This is a genomic window from Flavobacterium sp. ALJ2, assembly GCF_015594725.1.
Classification (GTDB): domain Bacteria; phylum Bacteroidota; class Bacteroidia; order Flavobacteriales; family Flavobacteriaceae; genus Flavobacterium.
The window spans coordinates 276660-288956 of record NZ_JADNRC010000003.1 but is presented as its reverse complement, the minus strand read 5'-3'; the positions used below and the strand labels follow the sequence as shown (position 1 = coordinate 288956).

Here is a 12297-nt window from a genome sequence, read left to right as displayed (position 1 = left end):
ATTTTTACAAATACAGCCTTTTTTATGCGTTAAGAAGAAATTATTTTTTATCTAAAACTTCTTCAAGAACATTTGCTTCGGTTCCGTTAGGGAATGTTACTTTTATTTTTTGTGCAATTGTTGGAGCAATTTGAGTAATCACTTTTTTATTATATGATTCTCCTTTTTTAATATTCCATCCGTAAAAAATTGCTGGTACGTGTGTATCATAAGTATAAGGAGTTCCATGAGAAGTTCCTGTTCCTTGATATTCGATATAACCTGGTTTGTCCAATATGATTAAATCTCCGTTTTGAGTCACATCATACCCTTTTACGATGAAATTTAAATAGTAATCATTACCTGTAGCATTTAAAATTTCTTCTTCAGTATAGACTCTTTTCACGTAATCCTGAGCCATTAAATACTCTTTGAAAGCCTGTTTTACTTTAACTAGTTCTAAGTTATTCGTTTTGATAACTTCTTTATTTAAAAATAAATTAAAGCTTGAATAATTTAAAACCAAATCAGCACCAAAAGTTTTTACTGAAAAGTCTTTTAAGTTTTTGCGGATATCTTTAGGGCTAATACTGTTTACATTGTATTTATTGTCTTTAAGATAATTTACATTCTCAGCTCCAGCATGATCAGCCGTTAAGAAAAGTAAGTAATTATCTTTACCAACAGTTTTGTCAAGATAAGTTAAGAAGTCGGCAATGGTTTGATCTAGTCGTAAATAAGTGTCTTGCAACTCCATAGAACGTGGTCCTAATAAATGTCCAACGTAATCTGTAGAAGAGAAACTAACCGTTAAGAAGTCAGTAATGTTGTCTTTCCCTAATTCTTCTTTTTCGATTGCTTTCATAGCAAACTCAGCTAATAAATCATTTCCAAATGGAGTAGAACGGATAATTCCAGCATCATTTTTATCATACATATCTTTTAAATTGTATGGAAAAACTGGAGCTTCACTATTGTATAATTTTCCTTCGTATGGATTGTTGTCTGGTAAACTTTTGTTGTAAGTTGCAACTGGTTTATATAAATCCCAACCTTTGTTTATGTATGGTAAATAGTGTTTTTCGCTATTAAATTGAGTTACCCAATCAGGTAATTTATCTCCATAGAATGTACTTGAAATAAATGATCCTGTTTTGCTGTACCAAAAAGCCCAATTTGCAAAGTGTCCTGCTGGCAAAATTGCACCACGATCTTTAAGACTCATTCCAATTACTTTTCCTTTAAAATTGGTTGCCATTCTTAACTCGTCAGTAATAGTTGTGCTTAATAAGTTTTTTGGAGACATTTCGCCTTCTTCTTTAGTACCATCACCTACTGTTACTACATTAGCATCATCAGTGCAATACATCTGTTTTCCTAATTTTCGGCTAAACCATTCGTTACTTACAATTCCATGTGTTGCAGGAGTTGTTCCTGTGTAAATAGATGCATGACCTGGTGCAGTGTAGGTAGGCATGTAGTTGTAATGCATGTTTTGAAACGTATATCCGTTATTCATAAGCCTTTTGAATCCATTTGCTGTAAAATCATCTGAGAAACGATAGAGATATTCCATCTTCATTTGATCCACAACAATTCCAACTACTAGTTTTGGACGTTCTTGCGCATTTATTTGAGTAACGAATACAAGTGCTAAAAATAAAATAATTTTTTTCATGTTATAAAATCTAAATTTATACAAAAATACAGATTCAAATTCAAAAAGAATTCAGAATTGAGATTGAAAACACAATAATGGTTTTACTTTAACATATCTAGTAAAAAAAAATCCTAAGTGTGAACTTAGGATTTTTTGTTTTTACCGAAGTTGAATTTTACTTTTTCAACTACTTGTATTTTTGGAGTAGATTTATTGTTGTTCTTTTTGAAAGGTTTTTTTGTAGCCGTTCCAGATTTAGATGGTGCTTGATCTCCTCTTGATCTTTCCTCATCTTTTGATTTAGCTTTAAACTCTGGCCTTTCCTTTGCGCTATCTTTAGCAGGTATTTCAGCTTTGTGTTTCGCTAAAACATCAGTGGGGTTTTTAGGATTTTCTTTTGTTCCTCTTAAATGAATTACCAATCCGTTTAAGAAGTTACGCAATACCTGATCGCCACATTCCATATAGTTTTCATGGTCTTCGGCTCTGAAAAAAGCACCCAACTCTGATTTTGAAATTCTAAAATCTACCAATTCTAATATTTCAACTATTTGGTCGTCACGGAGCATTAAGGCTACGCGTAGTTTTTTTAGGATATCGTTATTTGTCATCGTTTAATTTTTTACAAAGGTACGTTTTAAAAGTAATTGAATTGTTACTTTCCTTATATTGAAATTGTGATTAATACAAGATAACTCCTGTTCCATTACCTTTGGCGTATTTTATGGCTCCATTTTGGATGATAACACCACTTGCAATATCTTTTTCTAATAGCAAGGGACCATCCATATCTACATAATCGAGTTCTGGTAATAAATGAGCAATTGCAGAAATTCCAACTGTAGATTCAGTCATGCAGCCTATCATTGTTTTTAATCCCAATTGTTTTGCTCCCTGTAACATTCGTCGTCCGGGAGTGATACCGCCACATTTCATTAATTTTATATTTACACCGTGAAAATGATTGTGACATTTTGCAATATCACTTTCTATAATACAACTTTCGTCAGCCACAATAGGTAAAACGGAATGTTTAAAAACTTCTCGATGTCCTTCCCAGTCATCTGCTTTAAGTGGTTGTTCTAGAAATTCGACTCCTAGTTTTTTTAGTTCAATGGCATTTTTAATAGTTTCCTCTACATTCCAACCACAATTGGCGTCAATCCTAAAAACAGCATTACTGTGTTTTCTTAATTCGGTTACAATGGCAATATCTTCTGGAGTTCCTAACTTTATTTTATAAATCGGCCATGGAAGTTCTTTCATTTTTGAAACCATTTTTTCGATAGAATCAATTCCGATAGTGTAATTGGTTAGTGGATTATTTTCGATAGTATAATTCCATAATTGATATAGTTTCTTGCCATTTTTTCTTGCATACCAATCATTGTATGCATTATCTAAGGCACATAGCGCAAATTTATTTTCTTGTAATAATGGATTTATTTTTGCCCAAAATTCTTCCGGAGTTTCATTCTTGACAGCTTCTATTATATGGCGAATTTTTTCGATATCATTTTCTAGTATCGGGATAGTGATATTATAATACGGATTGGATGTTGCTTCACCAAAACCTGAATAGCCATCTTTTTTTAATTCGACAATTACCGTAGGTTGAAAATCAATTGTTTTTCTTGAAATCCTAAAAGTATGTTTTAATTTAAGATCGTATGCTTTGATAATTAATTGCATAGCAGCTGTTTTTGTATTTTAAATTTAAAAACAATATTTTAGCTAAAAATATGAATTTGATGAATACTAATACAGAAAAAATAAATTTACTTTTAGAGCTAATATCTTTTTCAACTGTTGATGGAGAATTACATAAGAGAGAGTATGATTTTTTGTCATTGGTTGCTAATGAATTACGTATTGACAAAGTGACTTTTAAGGATTTGTTTCACCAAGAAGTCCCTACGTCGGTGATTAAGTCTGAGTTTAAGCGTATTCAGCAATTTTACAGGCTGGCTTTAATTATGCATTGTGATGGTATATTGCATGTTAAAGAAGCGGCTGCAATACAACAAATTGCTATTGATATGGGATTGAATCCTATAGCCACTAAGCGTATTCTTAATTTAATGAAGAATGCGCCAAACGCAATGATTGATCCTGAGGTGTTATTGAAGATTTTTCAGGAGCAACACAATTAAGTCAATTGTTCTTGTAGTTTTTTAATATCATCACGTAATTTTGCTGCCTGAAGAAAGTCTAGTTCTTTTGCGGCCTTTTCCATTGATTTGCGTTTCTCGCGAATCATTTTCTCTAATTCAGCTTTAGAAAGGTATGCTGTGTCTGGCTCAGCAGCTTCACTCAAAGTATGGCCTAATTCATATTCCACCAATGGATTTTTGGTAAATGCACTGTCGATTTTCTTATTTAATGCTTGTGGAACCTGATTGTGTTCGAGATTAAAATTAATTTGTTTTGTACGGCGATAATTGGTTTCGTCAATAGTTTTTTGCATGCTTGCTGTGATTTTGTCAGCATACATAATTGCTTTTCCGTTGAGGTTTCTCGCTGCACGACCAATAGTTTGCGTTAATGATCTATGACTACGCAAAAAGCCTTCTTTATCAGCATCGAGAATTGCTACTAGCGAAACTTCTGGTAAATCTAAACCTTCGCGTAGTAAGTTTACTCCAATTAAAACATCAAAAATTCCTTTTCGTAAATCCTGCATGATTTCAATACGTTCTAGAGTATCTACATCAGAGTGTATATAGCGACAACGAATATTAACTTTGGTTAAATATTTGGCTAATTCTTCGGCCATTCTTTTTGTTAAAGTTGTAATCAAAACACGTTCGTCTAATTCGCATCGTATCTGAATTTCTTCGATTAAATCATCAATTTGATTTAAACTTGGGCGTACTTCTATAATTGGGTCTAATAATCCGGTTGGACGAATTACCTGCTCTACATATACACCATCTGTTTTTTGTAATTCATAATCTGCTGGAGTAGCCGATACATAAATTACTTGATTTTGCATGGCTTCAAATTCTTCAAACTTTAAAGGGCGATTATCCATTGCAGCGGGTAAACGGAAACCATATTCAACAAGGTTTTCTTTACGGCTTCTATCTCCTCCATACATAGCATGTACTTGTGATAAGGTTACGTGACTTTCATCGACTACCATTAAATAATCATTTGGGAAATAATCAAGTAAACAGAATGGTCTTGTTCCTGCTTCTCTTCCATCAAGATAGCGAGAATAGTTTTCAATACCTGAGCAATAACCGAGTTCGCGAATCATTTCTAAATCAAAATTAGTGCGTTCTTCTAGTCGTTTGGCTTCAAGATGTTTTCCTATTTCTTTAAAATAGTCTACTTGCTTTACCAAGTCTTGTTGTATTTGCCATATTGCCCCTTGTAGTACATCTGGTGATGTTACAAACATATTGGCAGGGTAAATAGTAAGTTTATTAAATTTCTCGATTACCTGAGAAGTTTTTATATCAAAGGATTCAATTTCTTCGATTTCATCTCCAAAAAAATGAATTCTGTATCCGTCATCTGCATAACTAGGATATACCTCAACAGTATCTCCTTTTATTCTAAAACTTCCCGGATTAAAATCTGCTTCGGTTCTTGAATATAAACTTTGTACCAGACTATGCAATAATTTGGTTCTCGAAATAACCTGATCTTTTTCTATAGTAATTACATTCTTCTGGAATTCTACAGGGTTTCCGATACCGTATAAACAAGAAACGGAGGCTACCACCAATATATCACGTCGTCCTGAAAGTAGGGAAGATGTTGTGCTTAAACGCATTTTCTCTAACTCTTCGTTAATAGATAAATCTTTCTCTATAAAAACTCCCGTTACTGGCATAAAAGCCTCTGGCTGATAGTAATCATAGTATGAAACGAAATATTCTACGGCGTTGTCTGGGAAAAATTGTTTGAATTCTGAATATAATTGTGCTGCCAATGTTTTATTGTGTGCCAAAACCAATGTTGGTCTCTGTACTTCCTGTATTACATTGGCTACTGTAAATGTTTTTCCTGACCCTGTTACTCCAAGTAGCGTTTGGTATTTTTCGCCATCAATTATACCTTGGGTTAATTTTTCAATTGCTTGCGGTTGATCTCCTTTTGGACTATAATCTGAGGCTACTTGAAAATTCATTTATTTATATTAGAATTGTTGGGATTGTAAAGTTACAAAACAAAAATAGAAATTATGATTCTGAAAGTTTCCATTTGGCTTGTTGTGCTTCGGTAAGGAAAGACCATGCTACAATGCGGCTCGTTTTCTGACCTTGCGCCATATCGATTGTTTTTACAATTGAAGCATTTACTTTGTTTAGTGTTTTATAGATACTTGATAAGTTTTCTCTTTTGGATACTAATGTAGTAAACCATAAACATTGCATTGGATATTTGGCACTTTCGTAAATCATTTGCGTTATAAACCCAATTTCTCCACCATCGCACCATAATTCGGCATTATGACCTCCGAAGTTTAAAACGGGTGCTGCTTTTCTATTTGCTTTTGGATTTAGATTTGTCACTTTTCGTACGGCACTTTTATTAGCTTCTTCTGACGAAGAATGAAAAGGTGGATTGCAAATCGTGAATGTAAATTTATCTTCGGGTGTAATTATATTTTTGAATATAAAACGTGACTCTGTTTGTTGTTGTAAACTAATAACGTCAATTAGTTTAGGATTGGCTTCGATAATCTTACTGCAGTTTTCGATTGCTTCTTCGTCGATATCTGTTCCTACGAAACTCCATCCATAGGCTGCATTTCCTAATATTGGATAAATACAATTGGCGCCTACGCCAATGTCTAAACCTAATACCGCTTCGCCTTCTGGAACAACACCATTATTTGTTGTGGCTAATAAATCGGCTAGGTAATGAATGTAATCGGCTCTTCCAGGAATTGGAGGGCAAAGATAATCCTTAGGGATGTCCCAGTTTTGTATGTCGTAATAATGAATTAATAAGGCTTTATTAAGTGCTTTTACTGCTTCGGGATTGCTAAAGTCAATCGTTTCGATTCCGTGCTCGTTTATAGCCACGTGTTTCTTTAATTCAGAACAATCTGTGATTAGTTGTTCAAAATCGTAGCGGGAACGATGTGGGTTTCTAGGATGTAGACTTGTTTTATCGGCGTTATTTGTAGCTTTCATTATTCTTAATTTCCGTGCAAAGGTACGCATTCCTAATTTGGAAATAAGTTATATTAGTATTATGAAATTATTTGGTTTAGCCCCGATTGAGCTGGTATCCTTTTTGGGCTTTTCTTGCCCAAAAAGATTGAGGCGAAAGCGGGAAATAGCTCCTGAAAAAAGAATTAATCCATACACTCCATTAGCAATAAATCGCCATCGGTGTGGGTAATTGTAATGATTCCATCTTTTGCAACGGCATTACTGCTCCCAGTGCGATAGCCTATTGAAAGGATGTCGTTAAGTAAAGGGTATACCAAATTATCTGAAAAAATTCCGTTTACTACTCCAATAGGGATAAGTGAAATGGGTGTGTTGGCAGTATACCATTTTTCGAATTTGTTTGGTAATAAAAATATTTTGGAATGGTCATCGAGGATTACAATTTTCAATAAATTTCGATAGCGAACAATGTTGGTTATGTTTGTAATAGTATGGTCGGCTCTTTTTCCGGTTGCCCAAATTACATTTACAGCGGGTATTTTTCGTTCGATTAAATAATCGAATGCTTTTTCTAAATCGGTTTTGTCCTGATCTGGAGTATGTACAATCTCGATTGGATATTGTGTAGTTTTGTATATTTCGGGGTCGAATCCACGATCGAAGTCACCTAGTAACACATCGACTTTTATGCCTAAATCGACTACTCGTTCTATTGCCGAATCTAATACGATTACCAAAGGAGACCATTCTAATAATTGTCCTAATAATTCGGGATTGCAGGCAGCTCCGTTTGCAATGATTAATGCTGGTTCTTGGTCGTCGCGTACGATATGGTGTGAGGACATTTATAGTTAAGATTTAAAATGTGCTGTAAATGTACGAAAGTAAAAAGTAAATGTTTTTCAACTATTAAGGGATTAAGCAAATAAAGTTTTTATCCACTTCAGATAGCTATCGGGATATGAAGTAGATAAGAGGTTTTAAATCTGCATGCAAATTACCGCAATCTTAAACGTATTCTTAATTAAGCTTAATCCCTAAATGGTTTAATGTTTTATTTTTTTGCTTTAAAAGCGATTGCATCGACTTCTATTAACATTCCGTCGATGGCTAATCTAGGAACTGGAATTAATGTGCTTGCAGGGAATGGTTTGTTTTTCCATACTTTATTAATTTCTTCATTCCATATTTTTAATTTTTCTTGCGAATGATCTACTATTAGAATCGTAATTTTCATAACATTTTCTGGTTTTAGGTTATAATTATCCAAAACTGTTACAATATTTTTTAATGCTACTTGTGTTTGTTCTCGAAAGCTTTCGTTTAAAAGATGCTCTTTACCTAAGCCACCGCTTTGTCCGGAAATGAAAACAAGTTCGCCAGACACAGCAACCGATGATGCGTGGCTAAAACCATAAGGTGTTGGGTCGAATAGAGATTCTGGGTTTTTGAAATTTTGTGCTTTTGCATTAAATGCAAATAGAGAAAATAAGGTAAGCAGTACATGTTTCATGCTTTCATTTTTTTGAATTAATTATTTCACAAAGGTCATTTAATTCTATTTTTTACACATTTACATATGTTGAGAGTCGGTGTTTTTTTTAGTTTGACATAAAAAAAATGCTCTCAGTTAGGAGAGCATTTTCGGAGAGTTATTTTTTGTGCTTAATCGGAATCCAAATTTCCTCTTGGGATGTTGGATCTTCATGTTTGTATTTTTCGCCCATTATGGCAAAATGAGGTCTATTTTCTAAAGAGTATTCGGATCTAGGTAACCAATAGGTGAAAATATATTGATATGTTTCATTTCCATTGCTTGCGGGTCCTTTATGAATAAAAACGGCATATAATCCAGTTGAAATTACAATCGTTTCCATGTCGGCCGGAACCGAAAGAAAGTCTTCTACTTCAATACCTGCCCATTTTTCGAATTCATTGTTTGGGTTGAAATTGACAAAATGTGATTCGGGATATACTTCGATAGAATATAGCTCTGAACCAATATTGTTTTTTATTTCTTTTCGGTTTGGCATAAAACCTTGCCAAAGTTCTTTTGTTTTATTGACAGTAAAAGAGGTTGTAATTCGTTTTCCAACGATTTTCTTTTCGGTTAAGATTTCTATTCTAGGTTCCATTTTTAATATTACTCGATTGTATATTTTTTAGTTTCTATTTCTCCAAGGGAAAAATAACCTAAAGGATAGTCACTTGCATTTGTTGTATTTATAACATTACCTCTTACTGTCGCAGGAGGAGATTGAAATGGTCCGCCACTATTATCGCCAGCAATACTTATTAAGATATTCATGTAATTGTAATAACTTTTAGAAATACCAATATGACTTATTTCAACTTTATCACCCGGTTTTAAATCATCATTATTTGAAGTGCTGAAAAATCCGTTTCCGTTAAAGAATCTATCTTCAACAGCCGAATAACTTGATAGTATTTTATTAGAGTACGTGTAGTGGTATAAATAATAGTTTGTTTCATTAGCAGGATCATTATAATATGCTTTTACTTCTACTTCATCTTTCATAATACCACCATCATTTTTTTGTTCTATTCTTGTAATTGGCGCTACCGATTTTAAGGTTTCGGTTGCTGTATAAGTATTTCCTCCACTAATAATGGTTAAAACATAGGTTTCGTTAATAACAGGCTCAAAATTTGTACAAACGTATTGTCCCGTTTGTGGAACTTCTATAAAGGAGAATATTTTATTAGTGCTGTTTTTTATAGATACTGTAGCTCCTGAAACAACTGGAATTATGTGGTTGTAATAATCGGCTGTTGTAGTTAATTTTATCATTTGCTGGTTTCCTGTTGTTCCTTTTGTCCAATTAATGACTGCTTCTACTACCAATTTTGGTGGTTCTGTTTTTAAATCAACTTCTACAACTTCTTCGCAACTTGCAAAAAATAGGGATGTAAAAAATAGAATGAATAGGCTTATTTTTTTCATATGAATATATTTTTATTTCTCTTTTGAGAGAAGTGAATTAAAATTTAAAATTATAGCTTACTGCAGGAACCATTCCGAAAATAGATGTTTTTATGGCTTCATTGTATCCTGTATCTTCATTTTGTCTAAAATTAATTGAAGCTGCATTATGTCTATTGTAAAGATTGTAAATACTAAATACCCATTCGCCTTTCCAGTTTCTGTCCTTGTTTGATCTAGGAGTTAATGTTGCTGAAATATCTAAGTGATGATAAGCTGGTAATCTATTTTCATTTCGTGAACGATAGTGAGGAACTTTAACACCAAGATATTCGTAGTATCCAGTTGGATAAGTTACTGGCTGTCCTGACTGTAATGCGAAATTAGCACCAAAAGACCATTTGTCATTTAGTGAATAAGCAGCCGTTACAGCTAAATTATGTAGTTTGTCGTAAACTGAATTGTACCATTGTCCGTTATTAATTCCTGTTTCTTCAGGAGTCCTTCCTGGAGTTTGCTGTTCAGATTTTGATAAAGTATACGAAACCCATCCGGTTAGTTTTCCTGTATTCTTCTTAAGCATTAGTTCTAGACCATAAGAACGCATACGGCCATTTAAAAGTACTTGCTCAATAGCGTTGTTTGCTATTAAATCTGCACCATCAATATAATCAAGTCTGTTTCTAATTTTTTTATAATACGTTTCAGCTTCAAGTGAGTAATCTCCATCTTGGAAGTTTCTGAAATAACCTAGAGCAACCTGATCTGCAAGTTGAGGTTTAATAAACTGGTCGCTTGGCATCCAGACATCGAGTGGAGTAGGAGACGAGGTGTTTGAGATTAATTGTAAATACTGTGCCATTCTGTTATAACTAGCTTTAACAGCTTGGTCTTCGCTAATTTGATATCCAATTGAAAAACGAGGTTCTAAATTTTTATAATCATAGATAGATTTGTTTTTGCTATAATATTGAGTTCCTATTGGAGTTGCTTTTTCATAAATCTGACGGACAGGATCAAAAACAACAGGATTGTTATTCTCATATAAGTTAACTGTTGAGGAACCTAAACGAGAAAACATACTAAAACGAAGTCCATATGAAAGTGTTAGTTTTTTTGCAATTTGATTTTCAGCTTCAATATATATAGCAGGTTCAAAGGCATATTTTTTGTCTAATTGCTCTGGATTAATTCTAACTTCGTCACCTGTAGGTTTAATAGTTCCTGGGTTAAAATCATAGTAAATAGCATTTATACCATAATTTAGTTTGAATTTGTCTGAAATATAATTCTTGAAATCGTATTTGATATTGTAATTCTTGATGCCAGAATCCCATTTGAATCCTACTAAATCTAAATCTAAACCGTAATAATAATCGCTGTAAATTAAAGATAGATTTGTAAAAAGTTTATCAGAAAATAAATGATTCCAACGTAAGTTTAAAGTAGTATTTCCGTAAGTATTTGCAAAGCTGTTGGCTATGCTAAATACATCACGCCCAAAATAACCTGATAAATACAAACTGTTGTTGTCGTTTAATTTATAACTAAATTTAGCATTTAAGTCATAAAAATAAACAGAGTTGTCTTTCATGTCTTCAGTTAGTTTTAAAAATAGATGTCCATAAGAAGCTCTACCTCCAATTAAGAATGATCCTTTATCTTTTACTAGCGGGCCTTCAGCAAGAAGGCGGCTTGAAATTAATCCGATTCCACCATTCATATGGAAATCTTTACTATTTCCATCTTTTTGATATATATCCAAAACAGAGGATGCTCTACCGCCGTAACGAGCAGGAATTCCTCCTTTATATAGTTTTAAATCTTTAATGGCATCTGGGTTAAATACAGAGAAGAATCCAAAAACGTGTGAAGAATTAAAAATAGTGGCTTCATCAAGAAGTATTAAATTTTGATCGGCACCACCTCCACGTACGTTAAATCCAGATGCTCCTTCACCAGCATTAGTTACACCAGGAAGTAACAAAATTGATTTTAAAACATCAACTTCTCCCATAACAACAGGCATTTTTTTTATGGATGTAATAGAAAGTTTGTTTACACTCATTTCAGGAGTACGTGTATTGGCTCTTCCTCTATTATCAGTGATAACTACTTCTTGGAGTTCTTCGCCACCTTCTTTTAGTGAAAAATTGCTTTTAATATTTTTTGTCAAAGAAATGGTTTGTTCAAAAGTTTGATATCCGACGTAGCTTATTTCTATCTGATGTTCTCCTTTTGGAGCTGTAATGGAGTAAAAGCCATATTCATTGGTTGTAGTACCCATTTTTAATGAAGGGATGTATATGTTGACTCCGATGAGGGTTTCATTATTTTTAGAGTCCGAAATAATACCGCTAAGGGTAAATTTTTCTTGCGCAATTGAAGAAAAAGAAACGAGAATTACAATAAGTAATGTGCTAACTTTTTTTGAAATCATTGTTTAAATTTTGAATTACTTTATAAGACGTTATAAGGCAAGAATTATTACAAAATTAATGTTAAATGTGAGTTAAAAAAAAGACAACCATTTCGGGTTGTCTTTTAGATATTGATTTGTAGAGAGGCACTGTGTAGTG

General features: G+C 33.3%; 11 protein-coding genes. 1 reads left to right on the top strand and 10 read right to left on the bottom strand.

Going from position 1 to position 12297, the window contains the following annotated elements; all coding sequences use genetic code 11:
* Positions 1–40 precede the first annotated feature (40 nt).
* From pafA to IUY40_RS05505, 3 genes are all read right to left on the bottom strand, one after another.
* Positions 41–1657, bottom strand: a complete 1617-nt coding sequence (gene pafA, locus IUY40_RS05515; protein ID WP_195735863.1) for an alkaline phosphatase PafA — start codon at positions 1655–1657, stop codon at positions 41–43.
* Between the two features lie 125 nt (positions 1658–1782).
* A complete protein-coding gene (locus IUY40_RS05510) occupies positions 1783–2250 on the bottom strand; it encodes a DUF1456 family protein (RefSeq protein ID WP_195735862.1) in 468 nt (155 codons plus the stop codon).
* A gap of 70 nt (positions 2251–2320) precedes the next feature.
* Positions 2321–3331: a dipeptide epimerase gene (locus IUY40_RS05505; RefSeq protein WP_195735861.1), complete on the bottom strand. Its 1011-nt coding sequence runs from the start codon at positions 3329–3331 to the stop codon at positions 2321–2323.
* Between the two features lie 59 nt (positions 3332–3390).
* On the opposite strand from IUY40_RS05505, the gene IUY40_RS05500 reads away from it, so the two are divergent.
* Positions 3391–3792: an excinuclease ABC subunit B gene (locus IUY40_RS05500; RefSeq protein ID WP_195735860.1), complete on the top strand. Its 402-nt coding sequence runs from the start codon at positions 3391–3393 to the stop codon at positions 3790–3792.
* Here IUY40_RS05500 and uvrB read toward each other — a convergent pair.
* From uvrB to IUY40_RS05465, 7 genes are all read right to left on the bottom strand, one after another.
* Entirely contained in the window at positions 3789–5780 is a 1992-nt protein-coding gene (gene uvrB, locus IUY40_RS05495) for an excinuclease ABC subunit UvrB (RefSeq protein WP_195735859.1), read from the bottom strand. The two genes, IUY40_RS05500 and uvrB, sit on opposite strands and share 4 nt — an antisense overlap.
* 52 nt (positions 5781–5832) lie before the next feature.
* Positions 5833–6792 carry a 23S rRNA (adenine(1618)-N(6))-methyltransferase RlmF gene (gene rlmF / locus IUY40_RS05490; protein ID WP_195735858.1) on the bottom strand — a complete coding sequence of 320 codons (960 nt, stop codon included), beginning with the start codon at positions 6790–6792 and terminating at the stop codon, positions 5833–5835.
* Positions 6793–6956: 164 nt separating this feature from the next.
* On the bottom strand, positions 6957–7619 hold the full coding sequence (locus tag IUY40_RS05485; RefSeq protein ID WP_195735857.1) for a thiamine diphosphokinase: 663 nt from the start codon (positions 7617–7619) through the stop codon (positions 6957–6959).
* A gap of 209 nt (positions 7620–7828) precedes the next feature.
* Positions 7829–8287, bottom strand: a complete 459-nt coding sequence (locus tag IUY40_RS05480) for a RidA family protein (protein WP_195735856.1) — start codon at positions 8285–8287, stop codon at positions 7829–7831.
* Positions 8288–8426: 139 nt separating this feature from the next.
* Entirely contained in the window at positions 8427–8909 is a 483-nt protein-coding gene (locus IUY40_RS05475) for a GyrI-like domain-containing protein (protein WP_195735855.1), read from the bottom strand.
* Between the two features lie 8 nt (positions 8910–8917).
* A complete protein-coding gene (locus IUY40_RS05470; RefSeq protein WP_195735854.1) occupies positions 8918–9739 on the bottom strand; it encodes a DUF4249 domain-containing protein in 822 nt (273 codons plus the stop codon).
* A gap of 37 nt (positions 9740–9776) precedes the next feature.
* Entirely contained in the window at positions 9777–12158 is a 2382-nt protein-coding gene (locus IUY40_RS05465; protein WP_195735853.1) for a TonB-dependent receptor, read from the bottom strand.
* Between the last annotated feature and the right edge of the window lie 139 nt (positions 12159–12297).